Origin of the sequence: Nocardiopsis sp. CC223A (assembly GCF_030766825.1) — a bacterium.
Taxonomy (GTDB): Bacteria; Actinomycetota; Actinomycetes; order Streptosporangiales; family Streptosporangiaceae; genus Nocardiopsis.
In genome coordinates this window covers 35,162-58,795 of the sequence record NZ_JASFDV010000020.1, presented here as the reverse complement: position 1 = coordinate 58,795, position 23,634 = coordinate 35,162, and the positions used below count along the sequence as shown (strand labels likewise).

Annotated in this window: 25 protein-coding genes; 8 read left to right on the top strand and 17 right to left on the bottom strand. The window is 71.7% G+C overall.

What is annotated here, in order from left to right:
- The 3 genes from QJS33_RS10810 (at position 1) to QJS33_RS10800 (ending at position 2,966) form a co-directional block, all read left to right on the top strand.
- Positions 1 to 432, top strand: coding sequence for a hypothetical protein (locus QJS33_RS10810; RefSeq protein ID WP_306367774.1), 432 nt, complete (start codon positions 1 to 3; stop codon positions 430 to 432).
- 281 nt (positions 433 to 713) lie between these two features.
- Complete coding sequence (locus QJS33_RS10805; RefSeq protein WP_306367773.1) at positions 714 to 1,391, top strand: pyridoxamine 5'-phosphate oxidase family protein; 678 nt, start codon at positions 714 to 716, stop codon at positions 1,389 to 1,391.
- A gap of 144 nt (positions 1,392 to 1,535) precedes the next feature.
- Positions 1,536 to 2,966, top strand: coding sequence for an AMP-binding protein (locus tag QJS33_RS10800; RefSeq protein ID WP_306367772.1), 1,431 nt, complete (start codon positions 1,536 to 1,538; stop codon positions 2,964 to 2,966).
- Positions 2,967 to 3,113: 147 nt separating this feature from the next.
- Here QJS33_RS10800 and QJS33_RS10795 read toward each other — a convergent pair whose 3' ends face one another.
- From QJS33_RS10795 to QJS33_RS10770, 6 genes are all read right to left on the bottom strand, one after another.
- Entirely contained in the window at positions 3,114 to 3,491 is a 378-nt protein-coding gene (locus tag QJS33_RS10795) for a DUF1304 domain-containing protein (protein WP_306367771.1), read from the bottom strand.
- Between the two features lie 365 nt (positions 3,492 to 3,856).
- Positions 3,857 to 4,174 (bottom strand): L-rhamnose mutarotase, encoded by a 318-nt coding sequence (locus tag QJS33_RS10790; RefSeq protein ID WP_306367770.1) that lies wholly within the window; start codon positions 4,172 to 4,174, stop codon positions 3,857 to 3,859.
- Positions 4,175 to 4,188: 14 nt separating this feature from the next.
- Positions 4,189 to 5,253 (bottom strand): rhamnose ABC transporter substrate-binding protein, encoded by a 1,065-nt coding sequence (gene rhaS / locus QJS33_RS10785; RefSeq protein ID WP_306367769.1) that lies wholly within the window; start codon positions 5,251 to 5,253, stop codon positions 4,189 to 4,191.
- Positions 5,250 to 6,335, bottom strand: a complete 1,086-nt coding sequence (locus QJS33_RS10780; protein WP_306367768.1) for an ABC transporter permease — start codon at positions 6,333 to 6,335, stop codon at positions 5,250 to 5,252. Before QJS33_RS10780 ends, rhaS begins: the two co-directional genes overlap by 4 nt.
- A complete protein-coding gene (locus QJS33_RS10775; RefSeq protein WP_306367767.1) occupies positions 6,319 to 7,368 on the bottom strand; it encodes an ABC transporter permease in 1,050 nt (349 codons plus the stop codon). The genes QJS33_RS10780 and QJS33_RS10775 overlap by 17 nt, the downstream gene beginning before the upstream one ends.
- Positions 7,365 to 8,882 (bottom strand): sugar ABC transporter ATP-binding protein, encoded by a 1,518-nt coding sequence (locus QJS33_RS10770; protein ID WP_306367766.1) that lies wholly within the window; start codon positions 8,880 to 8,882, stop codon positions 7,365 to 7,367. The genes QJS33_RS10775 and QJS33_RS10770 overlap by 4 nt, the downstream gene beginning before the upstream one ends.
- 326 nt (positions 8,883 to 9,208) lie before the next feature.
- Here QJS33_RS10770 and QJS33_RS10765 point away from each other — a divergent pair, with 326 nt between their 5' ends.
- Positions 9,209 to 10,261, top strand: a complete 1,053-nt coding sequence (locus QJS33_RS10765; RefSeq protein WP_306367765.1) for a LacI family DNA-binding transcriptional regulator — start codon at positions 9,209 to 9,211, stop codon at positions 10,259 to 10,261.
- A gap of 55 nt (positions 10,262 to 10,316) precedes the next feature.
- Here QJS33_RS10765 and QJS33_RS10760 read toward each other — a convergent pair whose 3' ends face one another.
- The 7 genes from QJS33_RS10760 to QJS33_RS10730 form a co-directional block, all read right to left on the bottom strand.
- Entirely contained in the window at positions 10,317 to 11,081 is a 765-nt protein-coding gene (locus QJS33_RS10760; RefSeq protein ID WP_306367764.1) for a hydroxylase, read from the bottom strand.
- An 83-nt stretch (positions 11,082 to 11,164) separates the two neighbouring features.
- Complete coding sequence (locus QJS33_RS10755) at positions 11,165 to 12,334, bottom strand: transposase (RefSeq protein WP_306367763.1); 1,170 nt, start codon at positions 12,332 to 12,334, stop codon at positions 11,165 to 11,167.
- Positions 12,335 to 12,469: 135 nt separating this feature from the next.
- Positions 12,470 to 13,171: an SDR family oxidoreductase gene (locus QJS33_RS10750; RefSeq protein ID WP_306367762.1), complete on the bottom strand. Its 702-nt coding sequence runs from the start codon at positions 13,169 to 13,171 to the stop codon at positions 12,470 to 12,472.
- Positions 13,172 to 13,315: 144 nt separating this feature from the next.
- On the bottom strand, positions 13,316 to 14,194 hold the full coding sequence (locus QJS33_RS10745; protein ID WP_306367761.1) for an alpha/beta fold hydrolase: 879 nt from the start codon (positions 14,192 to 14,194) through the stop codon (positions 13,316 to 13,318).
- Positions 14,195 to 14,366: 172 nt separating this feature from the next.
- Positions 14,367 to 14,936: a TetR/AcrR family transcriptional regulator gene (locus tag QJS33_RS10740; protein ID WP_306367760.1), complete on the bottom strand. Its 570-nt coding sequence runs from the start codon at positions 14,934 to 14,936 to the stop codon at positions 14,367 to 14,369.
- 80 nt (positions 14,937 to 15,016) lie between these two features.
- The gene (locus QJS33_RS10735) at positions 15,017 to 16,318 is read right to left on the bottom strand and encodes a DUF3533 domain-containing protein (RefSeq protein WP_306367759.1); all 1,302 of its coding nucleotides are present in this window, start codon (positions 16,316 to 16,318) and stop codon (positions 15,017 to 15,019) included.
- A 263-nt stretch (positions 16,319 to 16,581) separates the two neighbouring features.
- The gene (locus tag QJS33_RS10730; protein WP_306367758.1) at positions 16,582 to 18,123 is read right to left on the bottom strand and encodes a hypothetical protein; all 1,542 of its coding nucleotides are present in this window, start codon (positions 18,121 to 18,123) and stop codon (positions 16,582 to 16,584) included.
- A 128-nt stretch (positions 18,124 to 18,251) separates the two neighbouring features.
- Between QJS33_RS10730 and QJS33_RS10725 the strand changes: the two genes are divergently transcribed.
- From QJS33_RS10725 to QJS33_RS10710, 4 genes are all read left to right on the top strand, one after another.
- A complete protein-coding gene (locus QJS33_RS10725) occupies positions 18,252 to 18,641 on the top strand; it encodes a hypothetical protein (RefSeq protein WP_306367757.1) in 390 nt (129 codons plus the stop codon).
- The gene (locus QJS33_RS10720; RefSeq protein WP_306367756.1) at positions 18,638 to 18,940 is read left to right on the top strand and encodes a hypothetical protein; all 303 of its coding nucleotides are present in this window, start codon (positions 18,638 to 18,640) and stop codon (positions 18,938 to 18,940) included. The genes QJS33_RS10725 and QJS33_RS10720 overlap by 4 nt, the downstream gene beginning before the upstream one ends.
- Entirely contained in the window at positions 18,832 to 19,467 is a 636-nt protein-coding gene (locus QJS33_RS10715; protein ID WP_306367755.1) for a Scr1 family TA system antitoxin-like transcriptional regulator, read from the top strand. Before QJS33_RS10720 ends, QJS33_RS10715 begins: the two co-directional genes overlap by 109 nt.
- Before the next feature lie 159 nt (positions 19,468 to 19,626).
- On the top strand, positions 19,627 to 20,721 hold the full coding sequence (locus QJS33_RS10710; RefSeq protein WP_372339637.1) for a protein-L-isoaspartate O-methyltransferase: 1,095 nt from the start codon (positions 19,627 to 19,629) through the stop codon (positions 20,719 to 20,721).
- Positions 20,722 to 20,772: 51 nt separating this feature from the next.
- Here QJS33_RS10710 and QJS33_RS10705 read toward each other — a convergent pair whose 3' ends face one another.
- From QJS33_RS10705 to QJS33_RS10690, 4 genes are all read right to left on the bottom strand, one after another.
- Positions 20,773 to 21,006, bottom strand: coding sequence for a hypothetical protein (locus QJS33_RS10705; RefSeq protein WP_306367753.1), 234 nt, complete (start codon positions 21,004 to 21,006; stop codon positions 20,773 to 20,775).
- A 78-nt stretch (positions 21,007 to 21,084) separates the two neighbouring features.
- On the bottom strand, positions 21,085 to 21,300 hold the full coding sequence (locus QJS33_RS10700) for a DUF397 domain-containing protein (protein ID WP_306367752.1): 216 nt from the start codon (positions 21,298 to 21,300) through the stop codon (positions 21,085 to 21,087).
- Complete coding sequence (locus QJS33_RS10695) at positions 21,297 to 22,157, bottom strand: helix-turn-helix transcriptional regulator (protein WP_306367751.1); 861 nt, start codon at positions 22,155 to 22,157, stop codon at positions 21,297 to 21,299. Before QJS33_RS10695 ends, QJS33_RS10700 begins: the two co-directional genes overlap by 4 nt.
- A 782-nt stretch (positions 22,158 to 22,939) precedes the next feature.
- Positions 22,940 to 23,533: a GNAT family N-acetyltransferase gene (locus QJS33_RS10690; RefSeq protein ID WP_306367750.1), complete on the bottom strand. Its 594-nt coding sequence runs from the start codon at positions 23,531 to 23,533 to the stop codon at positions 22,940 to 22,942.
- Positions 23,534 to 23,634: the final 101 nt, after the last annotated feature.

Sequence of the window (23,634 nt, the reverse complement as noted above, 5' to 3'; positions counted from 1 at the left end):
ATGGCCATCATGTCCTCCGGGCTGCACTACCCGGACGCCAACACGGTGCCGTGGCCGATCAACCACCACGCCTACGTGCACGCCTGCGCGGACCGGCTGCGCAAGGAGCTGAGCGACCCGCCCCGGGTGCACCTGCCCGTGTGCCATCTCCAGCACCGGGACGTGCGGGGCGCCCGGCTGCGGTTCGGACAGGACACCACGCTGTACTGGAACGAACTGCGCGGCTGGTCCCACCGCCGCGACGGGGCCCGGGTGCCGCTGGTGCCGGGGGCGGAGGCCCTGCTGGACCCGGATCTGATGGCGGCGGCGGTGTGCGCCCTGCTCTCACCCGACCCGCGCCTGCTGCTGGTACTGGAGGACCGGGGCAGGGGGGCCGCCCACCCGGTGGACCCGTGCTTCGAGCGGAGGCTGGCCGCCTACCGCCGCCTCTGAACCGGTCACCGGCCCCGCCCCGCACCCGGGCAGGACGGCACCCGGGCGCGGGGCGGACTCCGCCGGACCGGTCGATCGCGGGGGCGCCGACCGGTCCGCGGCCGGGGCGGTGGCGGGGTCGGGCCCGCCACCGCCCCCCGGACGCCGCGCCTGCGCCCGGCCGGGGGCCGATCACCGCGGACGGGGACCGAAAGCCCCTGGTCAACGCCCCCTGCCCACAGGGACACTGGAAGCTCCAGGGGGACGAACACGACGGCCGCAGAGCCGGGTTCGGAGGGGAGATGTCGGAGACGCACACGTCCGCGGCACCCGGCGGGGACTTCTGCCGCCGGGTCGTGCACCGCAGGACGAAGCTGGGACTGACCCGCGAGGACGTGGCCCTGCGCGCCGGGATGGACCCCGGGTACGTGGGCTACCTCGAAGAGCACCCGCCGGTGCTGACGCGCTCGGCGCTCTACCGGTTGGCGATGGCCCTGCGGACCTCCCCCGACGAGCTGCTGGGCTCGGCCTCGGGGATGCCGCCGGGCACGGCGGCCACCGCCTTCCCGCACCACGACCTGCGGGCGCTCTCCCGGACCGAGTGCGAGGACCTGATCACCCCGGGCGGAGTGGGCCGGATCGCCTTCTGCCCCGGGTCCGGGGCGGCGCCCACCGTGCTGCCCGTCAACTACGTGTGGGACGGTGGCGGAGTACTGGTGCGCACCTCCCCGGACGGGGTGATCGCGACCCACGCCCAGGGGCCGGTCTCCTTCCAGGTCGACCGGATCGACGAGGTCCTGAGCGAGGGGTGGAGCGTCCTGGTGACCGGGATCGGACGGGTGGTGCGCGACCCGGACGAGGAGGCCGTGCTGCGGGCCGGGGCGCCGTTGGCGAGCTGGGCCGACCGGAACGGCTCCGTGCACGTGCGGGTCGCCGCCGCAGAGGTCACCGGACGCCGGCTGACCGGTCGATCCCTGTGAGGGGGCGCCGCCCGCCGGGGCGCCCGCCCGGTACCGCCGTCCACGGCCGCGCGGGCGGCCTCCGGGACCGGGGCGCGGGGGCCGGGGTGCCCCGGGTGCGATAGAGATGGGGCGATCCCTGTCGTCCCCGGGAAGGAACCCGCCGTGCTCCCGCTCGTCGTCGACCCCGTCGACCGGACCGCCCTGGTCTTCGGCGACCGCTCCCTCACCTACCGCGGACTGGCGTCGGCCGCCTCCCGGCTGGCCGCCGACCTGCCCGCGGGCGGGCGGGTCGCCGTGTGGGCGCCACCGGCCCTGGAGACGTGCGTGGCCGTGGTGGCGGCCGTCCTGGCCGGGGCGGCGGCGGTGCCGCTGAACCCCGGGTCGGGGGCCCGGGAGCTGGCGCACATCGTCGGCGACAGCGCCCCGGACCTGCTACTGGCCCCGCCGGGGGCCGAACTGCCCGAGGCGGTGCGCGGGCTGCGCCGGGTCGACGTGGACGCCTCCCCCGCACCGGAGGCCGCGCCGCCGCGCCGGGAGGCCGACGGGGAGTCGACGGCGCTGATCGTCTACACCTCCGGGACCACCGGCCCGCCCAAGGGCGTGCTGCTGCCGCGCCGGGCGGTGGCCGCGACCCTGGACGCGCTCGCCCTGGCGTGGTCGTGGACGGACGAGGACGTGCTGGTCCACGCCCTGCCGCTGTTCCACGTGCACGGCCTGGTGCTGGGGGTGCTCGGACCGCTGCGCCGGGGCGGGACCCTGCACCACACGGGACGGTTCGAGCCCTCGGCGGTGGCGGCGGCCCTGCGCGGCGGCGGGACCCTGCTGTTCGGGGTGCCGACGATGTACCACCGGCTGGCGCTGGCCGTGGGTCAGGACCCGGAGCTGGCCGGGGCCCTGGCGGGGGCGCGCCTGCTGGTGTCGGGTTCGGCGGCGCTGCCGCTGCCCGACCACGAGCGGCTGACGGCGGCCACCGGGCACCGGGTGGTCGAGCGGTACGGGATGTCGGAGACGCTGATGAACACGTCGGTCCGGCCCGGGGACGGCTCCGCGCCGGGCGGGGTGGGCACCCCGCTGGCCGGGGTGGACCTGCGGCTGGTCGAGGAGGACGGGACGCCGCTGCCGCCGGGCGACCCGGAGGCGGTGGGCGAGGTGCAGGTGCGCGGGCCGAACCTGTTCACCGGCTACCTGAACCGGCCGGAGGCGACGGCCGAGGCGATGACCGCCGACGGCTGGTTCCGCACCGGCGACATGGCGGTGCGCGCGGCGGACGGCTCGGTGCGGCTGGTGGGGCGCAAGAGCACCGACCTGATCAAGAGCGGCGGGTACAAGATCGGCGCCGGGGAGATCGAGAACGTCCTGCTGGCGCATCCGGCGGTCGCGGAGGCGGCGGTGACCGGGGAGCCGGACCCGGACCTGGGCGAGCGGGTGGTGGCCTGGGTGGTGCCCCGGGGCGAGGCGCCCTCGCTGGCGGAGCTGGCCGACCTGGTGGCCGCCCAGTTGGCCCCGCACAAGCGGCCGCGCGCCCTGCACCTGGTGGCGGCGCTGCCGCGCAACGACATGGGCAAGGTCCTCAAGCGCTCCCTGGGCGCCTGATGGGGCACGGGAGTCACGGCGTACACGTGTCACGCCTGATCAGCACATATTACGATAATCGTTTTCATTATCGCGACACGGATCCGCGTGGGCCCGATCACGCCGCCGCCCCGGGGGCGGCACCGCCCGCATACGGAAGAAGACCCCTCAGAGGGTGAGCAGCGCCGAGACCACCGCCAGCGCGGGCGCGGTGCCCTGGATCATGGCGGCCCGCATCTTGGTGGAGTCGCGGGTGACCAGGACCAGCGCGGCGGCGGCCATGGAGCCGGTCCCGGCCAGGATCAGGGCGATCCCGGCGGCCGGCACCGGCCCCCACAGCACCAGGCCGACGACGGTGACCACGGCCAGGAAGAGGTTGTAGAAGCCCTGGTTGTAGGCGAGTTCGCGGGTGGTCTCGGCGGTTTCGGCCGAGGTGCCGAAGATCCGCCGGGTGGCGGGCTCGGTCCACCGCAGCGACTCCAGGACGAAGATGTACACGTGGATCAGCGCGGCGACGGCCGCGAGGACGACGGTGACGATGTGCATGGGACCGTCCGGATCGTTCGGAGGATGGTGGCGGACACTCGATCGAGGCCGCACCCATTCTGGCGCACCGCAGACCGGGCGGGAGTCCCCGACACCCCGCCGCCCGGTGAGCGCCCCCCGGGGTGGCGGCGGCCCCCGGCCGGGCAGGGCCGCACTCCGGGGCCGGGACCGCACATCCGGGACACGGCAGCGCGGCGGCCGTGAACGGTGGCCACCGCGCCGCTCACCCCCGCAGGTCAGCGCCCCCTGGGAGGTCGGCGGTCCCGGCCGGACAGAGCCGCACCCCGGGGCCGGGACCGCACATCCGGCCACGCCGCAGCGCGGCGGCCGTGAACGGTGGCCACCGCGCCGCTCGCCCCCGCGGGTCAGGGCAGGTGGAAGACCTCCCGCAACGGCACCATGCTCGCGTCCGGGGCCGCCTGGAGCCCCTCGAAGAACGGCGCCATCTCGGCCTGCCAGCGGGCGTTGACCTCGGTGCGGGCCATCAGCTCGCGGGCCCGGTCGAAGTCCTCGGTCTCCAGGTAGCCGATGACGGTGCCGTCCCCGGCGGAGAACAGGGAGTAGTTCCCCCATCCGGCCGCGGTCAGCGCCTCGCGCATCTCGGGCCAGACTGCGGCGTGCCGCTCCTCGTACTCCTCCAGCCGGTCCTCGCGGACCTTCAGGACGAAGCAGATCCGTTGCACGGTCGGTCCCCCCGTCAGAAGTCGAAGTCGTCGACGTTGTCGGCGTCGAAGACCTGCGGCGGGCCCAGGACGATCTCACCGTCGGTCTCGAAGGTGAACTCGCCCAGCCGCCCGGCGGTGAAGGTCTCCCCCGCCGCACCGGTGATCTGCCCGGCCTTGAGCGCCGCGCCGGTGTACCCGGCCAGGTACCCCAGGTCGAGCGGGTTCCACAGTGCGAACCGGTCGACCGTGCCGTCGTGGACGAACTCGCTCATCTGGTTGGGCGTGCCCAGGCCGGTGACGGCGAAGTCGCCCTGGTACTCGGAGTCGCTGATGTAGCGGGCGGCCGCGGCCAGGCCGACGGTGGTCGGGGACACCACGCCGTCCAGGTCGGGGTGGGCCTGGATGAGGCCCTGCATCTCCTGGAAGGACTGGAGGTCGTCGTCGTTGCCGTAGACCACGTCGACCATCTCCAGGTCGGCGTACCCGTCCTCGGCCAGGACCTCCTCCATCGCCTCGATCCAGGCGTTCTGGTTGGTGGCGTTGGGGGTGGCCGACAGGACCGCGAACGTGCCCTCGCCGCCCAGGTCCTCGGCGATCATCTCGACCAGGGTGCGGCCGATCAGCTCGGTGGTGGACTGGTTGACGAACACGTCGGTGCAGTTGGCGTCGGAGTCGTAGCCGACGATGGCGGCGCCGTTGTCGCGGGCCTCGTTGAGGGCGGGGCAGACGGCGTCGGGGTCGTTGGCGGCGATGACGATGACGTCGCTGCCCGCCTGGCTGGCCGCGTTGATGTACTCCACCTGGGAGTCGGCGGTGGCCTCGGTGCCGCCGCGCTCGGTGGCGGTGCCGCCGAGCTCCTCGACGGCCTCGGTGCCGCCGGTGTTGACGATGTCGAAGAACGGGTTGTTCAGCTGCTTGGGCAGGAAGTCGATCCTCAGGCCCTCGGGGATCTCCGCGTCGGGGTCCGCGGTGCCGGTGGGGCCGCTGCCGCCCGAGTCCCGGGCGTCGTCGATGGTGGTCCCGCCGCAGGCGGCCGTCATCAGGACGGCGGCCAGTGCGGGGGCCGCCAGGAGGAGGTGGCGGGGACGGTGTGTCATGACTTTTCTCCGTTGAGTGGACGGCCACCGGACACGGCTCCGGTGGGGGGCGCGGGCGAGCGGCGGGAGCGCACCCGGGCCACGATGTTGGGGGTGACGACGGAGGCGATGAGGATCGCGCCGGTGACGACCTGGAGCACGTCGCTGCCGATGCCGAACAGCTGGAGGGCGTTGCGGATGACGCCGAGCATCAGCACGCCGGACATGACGCCGAGCACCGACCCCACGCCGCCGAAGATGGACACGCCGCCGAGCAGGACCGCGGCGACGACCTGGAGTTCCAGGCCCATCGCGGTGTCGGCCCGGGAGGTGCCGTACTGGAGGGTCCACAGGACGCCCGCGCCGGAGGCGACGGCCCCGCTGAGGGTGAAGAGCCAGAACTTGGTCCACTTCACCGGCACACCCGTGAACCGGGCGGCCTCGTCGTTGTTGCCGATGTCGTACAGGGACCGGCCGAACGCGGTGGCGTGCAGCGCGACCGCGAACACCAGCGCCACGGCCCCGATCGCGACGGCGATCCAGGGCAGCCCCGGGATGCCGGGGAAGGGCTGGCGGATCCCGCTCACCCAGTCCTGCGGGTAGCTGGCGACGGCCCGGTCGCCCAGCAGGACGTAGGCCAGGCCCCGGTACAGGGCCATGGTGCCGATGGTGACGGCCAGGGACGGCAGTCCGCAGACGGTGGTGAGGAACCCGTTGAGGGCGCCCAGCGCCAGGCCCAGCAGCAGGGCGAGGGGGATCGCCGTCTCCAGCGGTGTCCCGGCCTCCCACAGGACGCCCAGGGTGGCGCTGGTCAGGGCCAGCGTGCTGGCCACCGACAGGTCGATCTCGCCGGTGATGACGATGAGCGTCATCGGCAGCGCGATCATGGCGATCGCGGCGATGCTCAGCACCAGGAAGTTGATGTTGCGGGCGGTGCCGAACATGTCCACGAACATGACCGCGGTCGCCGCGACGACGATGAGCGCGCCCAGGACGGGCAGCCCCTGCGTGGACAGCGCCGACCGGAGCGGGGACCGCGGCGCGGTGGTCCGCAGCCGTTCCCGGTCGGGGGCGGTGACGGTGTTGTCAGGCGCCACGGGCACCTCCTCCTCGAAGCCTGCGCGCCGTGCGGAGCGCGAGCAGCCGGTCCAGGCCGATGGCGGCGAGGATGAGCACGCCCACGACGGCCTGCTGCCAGAACGGGTCGATCTGCCAGATGGGCAGGGCGGCGGTGATGGTGGTCATCAGGATGCCGCCCAGGACGGCGCCGAAGACGGTGCCCACGCCGCCGGTGAGGGCGACGCCGCCGACCACGGCCGCGGCCACGACCTGGAGTTCCATGCCGGTGCCGACGGTGGAGTCGACGGTGCCGTAGCGGGCGGTGAACAGGACCCCGGCCAGGCCGGCCAGGGCGCCGTTGAGGGCGAAGGCCAGCACGACGCGGCGCCCGGCGGGGATGCCCGACAGGCGGGCGGCCTCGGCGTTGGAGCCGATGGCGTAGAGTTCGCGGCCGCTGCTGTACCGGGACAGGTACACCCCGATGGCGATCGCGACGGCGATGGCGGTCAGGGCCGGGAGCGGGATCCCCAGCAGGCCGGTGCGGCCCAGCTGGAGGAAGCCGGCGGGCAGGTCGGCGGCGTTGATCTGGCGGCCGCCCGCCCACCAGTGGTCCAGGCCCCGGTAGATGTACAGGGTGCCCAGGGTGACGACCAGGGCGGGCACCTTGACGGTGGTCACCAGCAGGCCGTTGAACAGGCCGCACAGCAGGCCGATGGCGGCCCCGGCGAGCATGCCGACGGGGACGGGCAGGCCGGGCAGGGCCGCGAACAGCGCGGCGGTGCCGAAGGCCGACAGGCCCAGGACCGACCCGACCGACAGGTCGACGTTGCGGGTGATGAGCACCAGGGACTGGCCGATCGCGAGGATGACCAGGACGGTGGCGCCCAGGAAGAGGTCCCGTACGCCCTGGGTGGACAGGAACCCGGGGTTGTGCAGCCAGGTCGCCGCGATGAGCAGGACGACGGCCAGGAGCACGCCGATCTCGCGGAACCGGCGCCGGGTCCGGGCCGGGCGGCCGCCGTTGCCGGGCGGGGCCCCGGCCGTGGACTCGGGGGCGGTGGCGGGTGCGTGTGTCATGCGGCCTCGCTCGGTCGCTGTCCGGTGGCCGCGTACATGACCGACTCCTCGTCGGCCTGCGCGCGGTCGAGTTCGGCGGTGATGCGGCCCTCGTGCATGACCAGGACCCGGTCGGCCATGCCCAGCACCTCGGGGAGTTCGCTGGAGACCATGACGATGGCCAGGCCCTGTCCGGCCAGGGTGGACAGCAGGCGGTGGACCTCGGCCTTGGTGCCGACGTCGATGCCGCGGGTGGGTTCGTCGATGAACAGCACCCGGGGTTCGGTGGACAGCCACTTGGCCAGGACGACCTTCTGCTGGTTGCCGCCGGAGAGGGTGGAGACGGCGTCGTCGAGGGAGCCGTACTTGAGGTTGAGGCGCTCGCCCCACGCGCGGGCCTCGGCGTGTTCGGCGCGGGCGCCGAGCAGGCCGAAGCGGCTGAGCACGCGGCGGCGGGTGGAGGTGGCGTTGCGGCCGATGGACTCCTCCATGACCAGGCCCTGGTGGCGCCGGTCCTCGGGGACCAGGGCCATCCCCGCGCGGATGGACGCCTTGGGCCGGCCGGCGGGCAGGGGGTCCCCGGCGACGCGGACGCTCCCGGCGTCGTAGCGGTCCACGCCGAAGACGGCGCGGACGACCTCGCTGCGCCCGGCCCCGACGAGTCCGGCCAGGGCGACGATCTCACCGGCGCGGACGGAGAAGGACACGTCGGCGAAGACGCCGGTGCGGGTCAGTGCCTCGACCTCCAGGACGACGTCGCCGTGTTCGGCCTCCTCCTTGGGGTAGAGGCTGGTGACCTCGCGGCCGACCATGCGGCGCACGACGGTGTCGACGTCCAGGTCGGCGGTGGGGTCGCAGGAGACGAACGCGCCGTCGCGGACGACGGTGATGCGGTCGCACAGCGAGAACACCTCGTCGAAGCGGTGCGAGATGAACAGCAGCGCCGACCCGGCGTCGCGCAGGGTGCGGGCGACGGTGAACAGCCGCTCGGCCTCGACCCCGGACAGGGCGGCGGTGGGCTCGTCCATGATGAGCACGCGCGCCCGCCGGGTGAGGGCCTTGGCGATCTCGACCAGCTGCTGGTCGGCGATGGACAGGCCGTTGGCGGGGCGGTCGGGGTCGATGTCGACGCCCAGGCGCGCGAAGGCCTCGGCGGTCTCGGCGCGCATGCGCGCCCTGTCGATGGTGCCCAGGCGGGCGCGGGGCTGGCGGCCGATGAAGATGTTCTCGGCGACGCTGAGGTCGGGGAAGAGCGTGGGCTCCTGGTAGATGACCGCGACCCCGGCGCGCTGGGCGTCGGCGGGGGCGGCGAAGACCGCGGGCTCCCCGTCGGACAGGATCTGTCCGGTGTCCGGGCGGTGCACGCCCGCGATGGTCTTGACCAGGGTGGACTTGCCCGCCCCGTTCTCCCCGACGAGGGCGTGGATCTCTCCCGCGCGCAGTTCCAGGGACAGCCCGCGCAGGGCGCGGACGCTGCCGAAGGACTTGGTGACGTCGACCAGCGCGAGGGGCGGGGGGACCTCCGATGGGTCCACGTGGCCCTCCTTCTCCGGTGCGAGTTCGCCGGGGCCTCCCCCGCCGAACTCTTCAAAAACGTTTTAATATGAAGTGGATGTTAAGTGGCGCACATCGGCGAGTCAAGGGGATCACCGAGAAAACCCCAGGTGTCAACCGCATAACGGAGCCGACCCGAGTGGCGGCACGCGCCCGGCATCCGACACCCCGGCGGCCCTCCGGAGCGGTTTCATTGACACGTTTCAATCCCGGTGTGACCATGGGGTCACAAGCGGCCCGGACCGGCCGGGAACACGCCGATACCATGCGAGGGCCCTCGCCCCCGAAGACCACCCGGGAGACCCCCTTGTCCAGCAGTGCCAGCCCTTCCCACCCCAAGGTGGGGATCACCGAGGTCGCCAGACACGCGGGCGTCTCCCCCGGCACCGTCTCCAACGTGCTCAACCGGCCCGAGCGGGTGGCCGCCGGCACCCGGCAGCGGGTGGAGCGGGCGATCGCCGAACTGGACTACGTGCGCAACTCCTCGGGCAGCAGTCTGCGCTCGGGGCGCAGCAGTTCGGTGGGGCTCCTGGTGCTGGACGTGACCAACCCCTTCTTCACCGAGGTCTCGCGCGGGGTGGAGGACGAGGCGGCCACCCAGGGGCTGGCGGTGGTGCTGCTCAACTCGGCCGAGGCGCGCGAGCGCCAGCGCCGCAACATCCGCCTGCTCGCCGAGCAGCGCGCCGCGGGCGCGGTGGTGATGCCCGTCGACGACGACCTGTCCGACCTGCTGTGGCTGCGCCGCCAGGGCACCGCCTGGGTGGCCCTGGACCGGGGCGACGTGGGCGAGGACACCGGGTGCAGCGTCAGCGTGGACAACCGCGAGGGCGGCCTGATCGCCGGCCGCCACCTGATCGGGCTGGGGCACGAGCGGGTGACGTTCCTGTCGGGCCCGTTCTCCATCGAGCAGGTGCGGCTGCGCCACGAGGGGCTGCGGGCGGCGTTCGCGGAGGCGGGGCTGGACCCCGACACGTCGGTGCGGCTGGTCGAACGCGGCCAGCTCAACCCCGGGCAGGGCGAGCGGGCCGTGGACGAGGTGCTGGCGGGCGGGCCCCGCCAGCGGCCGGGCGCGGTGCTGTGCGCCAACGACCAGCTCGCCCTGGGACTGATGAAGGGCCTGGGGCGGCGCGGCCTGCGGGTGCCCGACGACATCTCGGTGATGGGGTACGACGACGTGGACTTCGCCGACCTGATCCACCCGGGACTGACCACGATCGCCCAGCCCAAGTACGATCTGGGCCGGGCGGCGATGCGGCTGCTCAACTCCGAGCTCGACGACCCGGACCACCGGCACGAGCGGCTGCTGTTCACCCCGGAACTGATCGTGCGCGGCTCGACCGCCGCCCACCGCCCCGCCTGATCGCGGCGGGCCCGCCCGGCCCCTCCCCGAACGCTTCCGGGGAGGGGCCGCGCCGTCAGCGGCTCCCGGGGCCGCTCAGCGGCTCACCGGCCGCGATCCTGCGGATGCGCGGGTTGTTCTCCAGTGCCCACCGCACGGTCTTGGGCCTGCGCCCGAGCAGGGTCTCCAGCCGGTCGGTGGCGCCGGTGTACCCTCCGCCGCCGATCAGCCGGGTCAGGGTCTTCAGGTGCTCCGCGATGTGCGGGTACCCGGCCATGGCGGTGTCCACGTAGGTCTTGTTCCAGGTTTCGATGTCCTCGGGGACGTAGGTGACGTCCCGGCCCAGCACGGCCCCGAAGTCCTCCGCGATCCCGTGCATGTCCTTCAGGTCCGGGCCGGTGAGCGCGTAGGACTCGGAGATGTGCGGCTCCGGGTCGGTCAGGATCTTCACGCACAGCTCCGCCACGTCGTGGGCGGCGACGGGCGCGAGCCGGTGGTCGCCGAAGGGCAGCCGCAGTTCGCCGTCGGCCAGCGAACCCAGCGCCAGCCAGGTCATGATGGGGTTCTCGACGAAGAAGGCCGCCCGCACGTTGACGGTCGGGACGCCGGACCACTCCAGCATCTGCTCGGCGACCCAGTGGGCCCGCTGCTGCGGCGACCACTGCGCGACAAGCCCGCCGAGCGACGCACGCCGTTCCTCCTCCGGCGCGGTCATCCGCTCGAACGTCATGAACGACTGCTCGTACTCGGAGATGTTGACGAAGACCTCGATGTCGCCCCGGGCCCGCGCCGCCGCGGCCATCAGGCCGACGGCGTCGGTGTAGTACGGGGACAGGCTCATGATCAACTTGACCCGGCCCTAGGACCGGGCTGGAGGTGGCGCCCGACCGGCTGCCGGGTGAGCCCCTCCGTCCGGACACCCCGTTACGGGAGGTCAGGGACGCGTGATGCACGCCCCGCGTTCCACGCCTCCTGGCCCCTGCGGGCCAGGACACGGGAAGCATTGCGGTCGGCGTGCGCAACGACGCCGCACGACCGGCAAACGAAACGGGCCTGGGAGATCCGGTTGCGGCGGTGGACGCAGGAGCAGTCGGCGCACTCGCGCGAGGAGTACGCCGGATCCACGAACACCACCGGCACCCCGACACGCTTCGCCTTGTAGCAGATGAAGTCTCCCAGCTGGCGAAACGACCAGCTGTGCAGCGCGGCCCGTTGGGGCTTCCTCTGCCGTACCCTCTGCCGGATGCCTGTGAGGTCTTCCAGGGCGATCCCGCGCGAGGTGCGTTCGGCCTCGGCCACGATGCGCTTCGAAATACAGTGGTTGGCGTCCCGCGCCCGGCGGGACTCCTTGCGGCGCTGCTTCTTCAGCAGGCGTTTGGTGCTCTTGGTGCCCTTCTTCTGGAGCTTGGCGCGGAGCCGTGCCTGGCGTTGGCGGTACCGGTTCAACTTCCTCCCGGCCATGATGTGACCGTCGGAGGTGGTGGCGATGTTGGCGATCCCCAGGTCCACACCCAGGAACCCGTCCGGCTCATATTCGGGGGTGTCGGGGACGGTCACACTGACCAGCAGGTACCAGCTGCCGTCCCGGACCAGCAGGTCTGATTCGCCGTGCTTGTGCTCGGCCAGCACCTTGAGCTGCTCGGGCGAGCAGACGAACGGCACGCCCTTCACCCGGCCCCGCACGGTCCACAGGGAGATGGTGCGGGCGTCCAGAGCGAAGGACAGGTTGCGGGCGTCATAGGGCTGGGCGGCATCGGGGCGGAAGGCGATCGGCTTGGACTCCACCTTCCGGCGGCGCTTGGAGCCGGGCCTGCCGTGGTTGCCGTTGCGGATGCTGGCAGCCAGGGCGGTGTAGGCGTCGGTGACCTTCTTGATGACGTGCTGGGCGGCTTGGGAGCCGATCCCCGCCGCCCGTACCTGGGCGTAGGCCAACTTGCGCAGCGGGAAGTTCCTGGTCGTGCCGGTGTCGAACGCCACCTGCGACACCAGGTCGGCCTGGGCGTTCACCGCGTGCAGGGTCGCCGCCAGCGCCGCCGCCTGCTCAGGCGACGGCGCCAGCTTCAGCTGCACCATGATGGTCAACACGCCCCACATCCTGCACCCGGACGGTGACAGAACGCGGCTGAATACCCTTTTCCGTGAGAGTGACCCGCGTCACCGGATGGTCGGCGTAGCCTGCGTGGCGGTTCCTCCTCTCCACGAAGACCTCCTCGGAAATCGGTGTGCGCGCTAGTTCTTCAGCTGGGCGTACAGGGCTTCCAGGTCTTCGGACAGCTGCGACTTGACCCAGCGGGTGGTGTCGTCGGCCAGCACCTCGTGCGCCCCGGCCTCGACGCCGTCGAGCGCGGCCACCGCGATGTCGCGGGGGTCGGCCTTGGGCGCGTCGACGCCCGCCGTCATGTCGGTGTCCACGTAGGCCATGTGGAGCCCGGTCACCTCGATGCCGCGCGGGAGCAGCTCCAGGCGCAGGGAGTTGGTCTGCGACCACAGGGCGGCCTTGGAGGCGCTGTAGGGCGTGCCGTCGGCCAGCCAGGACAGGGCGGAGTGGACGTTGAGGACGTGGCCCCCACCGTTGCGCTCGATGACCGGCGCGAAGGCCCGGGTGAGCAGCAGCGGCCCGTAGAAGTTCGTCTCCAGGTCCCGGCGCACGTCCTCCATCGGCGAGTCGAGGTAGGAGGCCCCGGCCGCGGCGCCGGCGTTGTTGATCAGGATCGTGACGTCGCGGGCCTGCCCGGCGGCGGCCGCCACGGACGCCGGGTCGGTGACCTCCAGCGCCAGGGGAACGGCGTGGGGGTGCCCCACCGTGCGCGGGTCGCGGGCGGTGGCGTAGACCTTGGCGGCGCCGCGCGCGTAGAGCTCCTCGACCAGCACCTTGCCGATGCCCCGGGAACCTCCGGTGACGATGACGCTCGCGCCCTTGATCGCTGTCATGACTACCTCCGCAGATGAGAAAACCGATCGGTTTCCCCTACCGTAAACCGATCGGTTTCCAACTGCAAATCACCCGCGATCACCCCGGGTCGACGAACACCGCGCCCCTCGCGCCGCCGGGGCGGTCCGGTCGGCGCCGAAAGGTCACGCCGCCCCGTTCAGGAGGTCGGCGAGCACGTCGGGGCGTTCCAGGGCGATGAAGTGGCCCGCCCCCGGCACCTCGGTGAAGTCGGCGGCCGGCAGCAGCCGCCTGTCGGCCTCCCGGTCCGACCGCCGGGACCAGTCCCCCTCCCCGTAGACGAGGTGGACGGGGGCCTCGACCTCCGGATAGCGCGCGCGGGCCGCGATGAGGCTCGGCAGGCTCCGGTACACGCCCCGGGCGACGGCCGGGTAGCCGGGGCGGGCGCCCACCTCGAGGAGTTCGTCCACGTAGTCCTCCCGCAGGGCGGCCTTGTCGACCAGGCCGCCTTGCAGGATCCTGCGGAGGGCGGCCCTGGGCTCCACCCCGGCGATCACCGGGCCCACCCCCGGGGCGAGGACGCCGCCGATCACCAGACGGGCGAGCAGGCCGGATCGGGCGATCCCGCCGCGGTAGTCGTACGCGTTCACCGCGACGACGCGCCGCACCCGCTCCGGCAGGTCGGCCGCTGCGGTCAGGGCGAGCACCGCGCCCATGGACTCCCCGAGCAGCGTCACGTCGTGCAGGTCGAGTTCGGCGAGGAGCCGTTCGACGCCCGCGCGCATGGCCGGCTCTTCGTACGAGGCTCCGGGCACGATCTCGGAGTAGCCCATCCCCGGCAGGTCGAGGGCGTACACGGTGTACCGGTCCGAGACCAGGGGGACGAGCGAGCGGAAGTGCTCGGCCTGCGTGCGCACGGTGTGCAGCAGGACCAGGGGGGCGCCGGCACCCGCCTTGAGGTAGCGCAGAGCGCCCTCGCGGCCGCGGCGCCCCTCACTCGGGGCGAGGGCGTGGGAGGTCACCCCGGGGATCTGGATCGCGGGTCCGGACTCTGGACTGGACATCTCACTGGCTCCCTGCGCGTGGGCTGCGGCTCAAGACCCCGGACACGGCCCGCCCCCAGGGGTGGAGACTGACGGATCCCTTGAGAAACCGATCGGTTTCCCCCAAGGTAAACCGACCGGTTTCCACATGCAAGCCCATGCGGCCCGAACCCCGCCACCGGGGCCGGGCGCGTCAGCGCACGCCGGCCGCGTCGAGCAGGGTGATCACCGTGGGCGCGACCAGTCCGGCCAGGCGGTCGGCCCGGATCCCCGCCCGGGCGCTGGCGCCGTCGAAGACCAGGCTGAGCTGGCGGGCCAGCAGGTCGGGATCGCCCGCCCCGCCCTGTTCGGCCTCGGCCCGGAAGAAGTCGGTCAGGTTCGCCTTGACCCGGTGGGCCACCCGGCTCGCGGGGTGGTCCTGGTCCTTGAGCTCGACCTGCACGGCCAGGTACCGGCACCCCTGGAAGTCGGGCTCGGCCGACTGCGACTCCACCTGCTCGAAGACGTACAGGATCCGCTCCCGGGGCGAACGGCCGTCGTCCGCCGCGGGCAGGAGCCCGGCCACGAAGGCGTCGGCGCGCTCCCGCAGGCTCGCCGCCAGCAGCTCGTCCTTGCTCTCGAACAGCTGGTACAGGGAGCGCTTGGACACCCCCGCCGCCTTGCACAGCGCATCGACGCCGATCCCGACACCCTCCTGGTAGGTGAGCGCGGCCGCGGCCTCCAGCAGCCGGTCCCTGGAACTCGGCTTCACTTCGGTACTCATACCGGGAGGTTAACCCGGTTCGACCAGATTGAAAACCGACCGGTTTCCAAGGTGCGGTGAGAGACCCGGACCGCGTTCGGCTACACCGGGGCGGCCGCCTCCTCGGGCTCCGCCGCGGCGGGGACGCGGTGCAGCCCCTTACGGTCGTACCAGCCGGTCACACCGAAGCCGAACAGCACGGCCGCCGCGAGGCCGACGGCCATCATCGTCCAGCCCCGGGCCAGGCCCGCGTCGGCCCGGGCGTCGTAGTAGAGGATCGCGCGGAGGCCGTCGGTGATCTGCCGCAACGGCTCGAACTCCGCGAGGAGGCGGTAGAAACCGGGCAGCGCCTCCAGAGGGGTGACGGCACCGGCCGTCGGCACCCCCGTCCCGATGAAGACCAGCGTCACCACCAGCATGCCGGGGGTGCCGAAGACGGCGAGGAGGGCGAGCGCGCCGACCCCCGAGACCGCGATGGCGCACACCGAGTACAGCCACAGCAGCGGCAGGTGGGGGGCGTCCATGCCCATGATGCCGACCGCGCCGACCACTGCCAGGGTGCCCATCGGCAGGGACAGGCCGACCATGAGGGTGACTCCGATGGCGAGGGTCTGCACCCGGGTCGCCCGGATCAGCGGCCGGTGCAGGCGCAGTGGGCCGATGTCGTTGTGGGTGTGGCCGAGGGCGTGATCCACCTGGCCGCTGATGACGTTGGCGGCGAGCATGCCGCAGACCACCAGGGTGAGCGCGTAGTAGAACGCCGTCATCCCCAGGCCGCTGCGCGGGTCGAGCGGGTGGCCGTCCTCGACCTCGACGGCGACCGGGTCGGCCAGCAGGACGCGCGCCGCGGCGGGCTGCTCCGCCCACCCGGTCCCGCTCCGTGCGGCCAGCACCTCGCCCACCTCGAGCGAGGCGCGCTGTGCCACCCGCGTCGCCGCATCCAGTGCCAGACCGGAGCCCACGCCTCCGGCGGACCGGTTGGTCAGCACCGTCAGTGTCGGGCGGGCCGGGGTACCGGTGGCCTCGGCGTCGGTCAGCGCGAGGGCGGAGGTGGTGAAGTCGGCGGGGACGACGAGTGCACCGTACAGGTCGCCCCGGCCGAGCGCTTCTTGCGCTTCCCGCTCGTCCATCACCTGCCAGTCGATCCCGCCCCTGTCCGAGATCGTCGGATCCGTGACCGACGCGACGATCTGCGCCCCCAGGTCCACCCGCTCGCCGCCGACACCGCTCCCCTCGTCGGCGTCGACCAGCCCGACGGGCAGCGCCTGCATGTGGCCGACCGGATCGATGTTGGCGCCGACGTAGAACACGGCGAACAACAGAGCGAGAACGCCCGTGACGGCGCCGTTGGCGATCCACAGGGGTCTGGCGCACAGCACACGGAAGGGGTGGGTCCCGCTCATCTCTCACTCCGGTCTCGACGGCACGGCCGCTTCGGGGGAAAACCCGGCGACGCCGCCGACGGCACCCACAGATCACGGACACGACCGGCCCACCCGAGCAGAACCGATCGGCTTCGACTCATCGTAAACCGATCGGTTTCCACACACAAGGCCGCCCGGCGGAGGTGCCCCCACCACCATGCGAGCCTGTCGAGGCCGACGGGTTCCGCTTCACCACCACGGGATCGAGGGGAAAGGCGCACGTTCCGGGGACCACCGGGTCGTCAGGTGCGCGGCACCGGGAGAAGCAGTTCGAGCAGCCCCTCTTCACGGGACGGCCCGGCCAGGCGCACCCGGTCGGGCACCGCGCCGTCGGGCACGTCGAACACCAGGACCGTCTCCGTCCTGACCCCCTTGGTCAGGATCGCGTTCGTCCCCCCGCCCTGGAAGCAGTGCGTGGCCTCCCGGTCGACCTCGTAAGCGTTGCCGTCGGCGTCGTGGAGCACGTGGCCGTCCGTGGGGAACAGCTCCATGGAATGCGACGACCGCACCGCGAGCGCCACGCCGACCACCACGTACCTGCCGCGCGCGGTGCGGTTCCCCAGGACCCCGCCGACGGTGCGCAGGTCGGTCCGCACGGCCGTGACCATGGCCCACAGCCGACCTCCGGCCGCGGTGGCGGGGGCCGGGGCCCGGAGAGGCTCGGGCAAGTCGGCGCGGGCGTGCCCGTTGACCATGAGGTGGGACGGGACCGCGTCCCGCGGGAGGTCGAACACCAGGCCGGCCAGGATCGTCCCGGGACCGGAGAACACGCGCGGGTACACGGTGAGCGCGTGCCCGAGCGTCGCCTCCTGGTGGAAGGTGTGGGTACGGCCCAGGGTGTCGTGCAGGACGTGGGCTGCGGGGGAGAAGCCGCCCAGGACCGGTTTGGGGTTGTGCACGGTCAACCCGACGACGACGAACCGGCCCTGCGGGGCCAGGGTGCCGTCCTCCTGATCCAGCGCCGGGACCCCGTCCCGAACCTCCGTGACGGTGAAGTGGAATCCGTCGGCCTCGACGGCCCCGTCCACCAGCGGGTCCGTCGGCGCGGTGCGCAACGGTGCGCGGTCCCAGGCGCGCCGCGCTTCGCGCAGGATCGGGGTGTCGTCCCCTGTGACCGTGGCCCGGACCGCCTCGGGGAACACGGCGAGTTCCCCGTGGCGGGGTGTGCGCCAACTGCTCATCCTCACCTTGATCCGCAGGTCGGGGTCGCCATTCCACTCCACGCTCAGCCCGTGGTCGAGCAGGACGCCGACGACCTCGCCGCCCAACACGGTGCGGGCCTCGTCCGAATCGTCCGGGGTGTCGAAGGTCAGGTGCAGCGGATCGTCGCCGGTGTCCTGCTCGTGGTAGAAGACGTAGCCGCGCGGGTCCGAGCCGTCGTCGAGGCCCTCGTCGCGGATCTCCAACAAGCCGCACCGCTGGCAGCAGGCGAAGTCCTCACGGGCGACGATCCCGTGCTCCTCCAGGGCGTACAGGGCCTCGGTCAGCCGCTCGGCGTCGGTGGGCCCCCCGGTCAGGCCGCGCTGCCACTCCCGGTGGGCGACAAACTCCGCACGCAGCACCTCCACCAGCCACGCACGCAGGTCCGCCCGGCCCACACCCTCCAGTGCCTCGTACTCCCCCGCCTGGATCTCTAGGGGCAGGTCGATCATCAGGCTGTCGTCGATGACCCGCTCGACGATCTCGTCATAGGTCTCCTCCCCCATGTCCACCGCCTGGCGGATCTGGGAGTAGAAGGGGTCGAGGACCTCTGCGGGGTCCAGGTCGGCGAATCGGGGGTCCACGGAAGGCCTTTCGCGGTGGGAAGGAACGCGGAGAAGCCGCCGTCGGCTCCCCTCTCTCCTGACGCCGCCCGCCGCCCACCGGTTCCGATCGCCGTCCACCGCTGTACCGTCGACCGGCACCGGGGCGCGTGGAACGCCCGGCCCTTACCGGCGGGCACCGCGCGACCGTCGCCGCCCGCGCCACCCCGATCGTGCTGCGCCTGCGGCCCGGCACCCGCGAGTGGTACCGGGCCCGACTCTCCCGCGAACGCCCCGGACTGCTGCCGCTGTACCGCAGGCTCTACGCCCGGGGCTCCTACACACCCGACTCCTACCGGCGGATCGTCACCACCGCCGTCCGCGAGGTCGCCGACCGCCACGGCCTGAACCGCCCCGGCTCCGCCCCGAACAGCTCGCCCTCGGCTTCCCCGGGCAGGCGCCGGCGGGTCGGCACGGTGTGCGGGGCACGCGGCCGCACCCCGGGTGGCGACCCGGCAGAATCGGACTCCCCGAAGCATGCGGAGGACTCGAAGAAATGACGGCGGTCATCATGTTCGACCGGGATCCGGAACGGAACACCTACATCAATTCCTCGTGGTGGTTCGGGTTTTTGGAGCGCCACCTCGACACGGCCCGCGGCGAGCTGCGGGACACCCTGGACGCGAACGTCAGCGTGGTGGGGATCCACTTCCCGACCATGGCCCCCCGCGAACGCCGGACCATCGCGCAGTGGATGATCGCGTCCATCGACGCCGACATCGGCTCCTCGCTCCTGAGCGGAAAGTCCTTGGAGCACATCGCGGACATCAGGGCGAAGGTGAGCGACCTGCTCCCCTGACGCACCCGGGGCGTGCACCCGGGGCGGCGGTGGACGCCCGCATGGACCGTTCGCGCATCCTCAGGCGCGGCGGGCACCGCTTCTCGATGGTTCTCGAAGAGTCCGTCCTGCGCTATCGCATGGGCGATCCCGAAGTGATGGCCGGCCGGCTCGGGCACCTGCCGTCCACCATGTCCCTGCCGAACGTCTCCGCCGGGGACGTCCCCTTCGCCGCACGACGACTCGTGTGGCCGCTGGAGGCCTTCACCGTCCACAAGGGCACCCCCGAGCCCGATGCCCCACAGGCCGCCCCCACCCGGACCGCGTTCACCGCGATGCGTCGGTACTACGGCGACCGGTACACCATTCACCACAACGGTGGTCTTTGGGTGGCCTGCGACCGGTCCCCGTCCGTCCTGACCGCGCCCACGGTCATCAAGCCCACCCTGGAATCGTTCATGGCCGCGCTGGAGGCGCCCGGACAGCGCTTCTGGCGCCCGTTTCCTCCGGATTCCGGGGCCCCGGAGCCGCCCCACTCGCGAATGTGAGGTTTCGTCGCCCAGGAAATGCTCGATGTGCAGGGGTGACGGCACCATCATCAGCAAGCACGACGGAGAGAAGAAGGACGACTGGGACAGCCAGGAGGTCCTCATGACCTGCCCCGGCTGCAACGGAACCGGAGAGGTGGAGTAGTGGCGCTCGACGACATGCACGAGCGACTCGTCGCCGGCCTGGACACCCCCGACGCGATCCGCGCCGCCTTCTCGGACCACCCCCGGCACCGTTTCATCCCCGACATGATCTGGCCGAGCGCGACCGGCCTGCCGCTGTTCCGTACCGCCGACCCTGAGCGGTGGGCCCGGATCGTCTACACGCAGGACGCGGTGACCATCCAGGCCAACGACGGCGGGGGCGGACCGCGCAACGAACCCAGCTCGTCCTCGTCGGCGCCGCAGCTCATGGCGGACATGATCGCCACGGCCCGGGTCGAGCCGGGCATGCGCGTTCTGGAGATCGGTACCGGCAGCGGCTGGAACGCGGCGGTCCTGGCATCGCTGGTCGGGCCCACAGGGCAGGTCACGACCGTGGAGATCGACCCCGATGTGGCGGCGCATGCGCGGGCGCGGCTCGACGGATCCGCGGTGCGGGTCGTCACCGGGGCACTGCCAGCCGGATCTGACACCTACGACGCCGTCATCTCCACCTGCGCGGTCAGCCGCCTTCCCCCGGCATGGTTCGCGTGCGCGGAGCCGGGCGCGGTGGTCGTCACCCCGTGGGCCGCCTCCTCGGAATGGCAGCGCACACCCGTGGTGACCCTGGCCGGGACCGGGGCGGGGCAGGCCTCTGGGCCGTTCGTGCGCGACGCCGTGTTCATGCACGACCGCACCCAGCGTGTCCCGGACGGGGACTTCCCCGGGTTGGATCACCGACCGGAAGCGACCGCGGTCGTGCCGTTCACCTCCGGTGACGTGGTCGAACGCGATCTGCTCACCCGTTTCATGCTGATGTTTCCGGGGGTGCGCATCGGTCTGGGGCTGCGCCCGTTCAACGGCGGTCACGGCCGGATCGTGTACCTCGGTACGCCGGACGGATCGTGGGCGTACCTGTGGCCGGACGGATCGGTCACCGGCGGTGGGAGGCTGCCATTGGTAGACCGACTGTGCGACGCCCACCGGCGCCTGTTCGAGGCGGACCGGCCCGGCCTGGAGGAGTTCTCCCTGGAGGTCGACCTGCCGGGCGGCGCATGTCGGGCACGGGCCGGCTCCCTGGGGCCGTGGGAGCACCCGGTCGGCTCACCATGACTCGAAAACAGCGGGGCCGGTGCCCGTCGCGGGCACCGGCCCCACCGCTCGTCAGAGCCAGACGAGTTCGGCGCGCAGTCGCCGGGCGGTGTTCTCCGGCAGGCTCCCCTTGATGATCGAGCGGTCCAGAATGTTGTAGATGACGGTGCAGCCGTCGGGGAGTTCCATTCCCCAGGCGAACGCCCTCCCCTTGTGCTCGCCCTTCGTCAGCCGCAGCTCGAAGAACTCCGCTCCGGGGTCGTCGTGGTAAACAGGTGTGGTGCCGTCGGTGTGGTCCTCTTCCAAGGGGTCTCCCTTCGGTCGGCGCCGCCCGGGACGGCATGGGCGTCAACTCGATGACGTCCCGGGCGGCGGTTTTCTGGGTTACCGAGCGGGCCGGGCGAACTCGCCCTTGTGCGCCCCGTCAAGGAAGCACTCCCACTCGTGCGGGGTGAAGAACAGCACGCCTGCCTGCGGGTCCTTGGAGTCCCGCACCACCGTGCCCTCCTCCAGATGCGCCACCTCCACGCAGCCCTGGGCGGTCTCGCTCGCTCTGGCCTTGAACCAGCGCGCACCGGAGAGGTCGGGGACAACAGTCATTCGGTCAGATCCTTCGCGATGCCGGAGACGAATGCTTCGAGGTCCTCAGGGGCCAGCGCCGAAGCACTCAACAAGGAGAACCTCTCCCGGAATTCTGCCACCAGCGGCTTTTTCTGGAGGAACAGGTTCCCGGCCGGGGATTCGACGTAGACGTGGTCCAGATCGTCGGGATTTTCGAACTCGATCAGGGTGAAGGGGCCGATCAGCCCCACATGATGGCCTCGGCTCAACGGCATGACCTGCACGGTGACGTTCGGCCGATCCGCCATCTCCACCAGATGCCGGAACTGGGCGCGCATCGTTTCCGCGTCTCCGAAAGGCCTGCGAAGGGCGGCCTCGTCGAGAACGACCCACAACCTCAGCGGATTCCTGCGCTCCAGCACTTGGCGGCGCTGAACTTTCAGTTCGACCAACCGGTCGACGTGCTGCTGTGAACCGCCGGAGGCAGGAAGGGTCGCCCGTGTTACCGCCCGGGCGTAGTCCTCGGTGGCGAGCAGTGCGTGGATGACGCTCGGGTGGTAGCTCCGCAGACGATCGGCCTCCGCCTCCAGCCCGACGTAGCTCCCCAGGCCGGAGGGCAGAACGTCGTCGTAGTCATCCCACCAGTTCTCCTCGGCGGTGTGCCTCGACATCGCGGCGAACCGCTCGCGTTGCTGAACGTCGGTCACCTCGTACAGGTCCATGAGCACACGCAGTTCGCTCGGCTTGACGACCCGCTTGCCGTTCTCGATCCGGCTCAGCGTTGCTTCGGACAACCCGGATTCGCGCGCCACCTGCGCGTTCGTCATCTCCCGCTGCTCACGAAGCCTGCGAAGATCTATCCCCAGGCGTCGCCGCCCGACAGTCGCGTCACCCATCGACCCTCCTTCCCGTAAGAGGATAGGCACGCAACGTAGTTGTTTCAATAGTTTTCATGAAAGATCTGAAAGCCGGACTCCATATGGCCCTGGACCCACTCTCAGCCCTGCGGCGGTGCCCGTCTCCTGTCGGCGGGCATGAAAATGTCAGTGGCGCGAGGGCGACGGCCTCGTGGAGCCGGGCTCGTCCGTCCGCTCCGATGACCACCAAGCCCTGATCGAGGAGTTCCGCCGGCGCCGTGTACACCGACACCGACTCAGCTCTGGAACAACCGCGGATCAGGAACTCCGGGACCGGGATACCGGTTGCGACCGTGACGCCCTCGACGACTGCCTGCCGGGCGCGGCGGACGGCGGCGACGTTGCCGCGAAAGTGCGCGAAGGCCTCTCGGCCGGTGTCGCTGAGTCGGTAGGACGAGCGGCAGCTCTCGCATGCGGTCTGGGCGTTGCGCAGGTGGTGCCACATGCTGCGCTCGCCCGACCCCAGCCCCTGGGCGACCAGGCGCACGTGCGCGGTCTCCAGGGCCCCGCCTCACGAAGGTCTTGAGCCGAGCCAGAGCGGAGTCGAGTGCCTCCCGTTCGCTCGTGCCACGCCCCCACGCATCACCCTCTCTTTGAGGGTGGAGCCTTGGGAACCTCATTGCCGGGCGAATCACCGAACGCGAAGTCCTGAATCCTGCAACTCATTGCAGGCAAACGGTCGAGACATGACATGACCACAGATCCTGGTGGACTACCTGGGCGATCTCGCCCAGGTGCCTGTCGAGAAGGCCGTAAAGGAGTCAGAGAAGGTGCCTAGGCGGAGAGGGGAGAGACTTGGCGAAGCGGCGGCAGACATGCACTCTCGTGAATTCACGTCGTAGCTGCTGTTCCCTGTCCAGGCTTGCGTGGAAGAAGGCAGCCACGGGGCGCAGCCCCGATCGGGTCGCGGCAATCGCGTGTTCGGGCTCTTCGGGAGAGGCGTACTGGCTAGCGTAGACATGGAGGTAGTGATCACTCTCGGTGAACCCTACCGCCCGGTACCAGCGCAGTGTGTCCGCATCATCCCGGGTCCAAGCGTCCAGCGTCCTCGCTCCTCGTTGCCGAGCCAGGGAACAGGTGTGCTCGAGCAGGTATCTTCCCAGCCCTTGGTGCTGATGGTCGGGATGCACGGCGATGGTGTCAATGGTTGCCGATTCGTTCTCGATGACGGTATCCATGAGGCCGACGACGGTGCCCTCGTCATCGACCGCCACCAACTCCACACCAGGGGCCGCGATGGGTGGTTTGGCCTGTAGGACATCGTCGTAGTAGGAGGTGCCCAGGAAGGACAGAACCCGGCAGCGCAGCCAGGAGGACTCATCAGCAGGCACGTAGCACCGGATGGTGTAGTTCATGGCCGGTGTTCCCATTCGTCCAGGGTGTGTGGTCGACGGGTGTCGTGAGGCTGAAGAGGCATGTCAGGGATTGTGTCCAGTCCTTGGGAAAAGAGCAACGG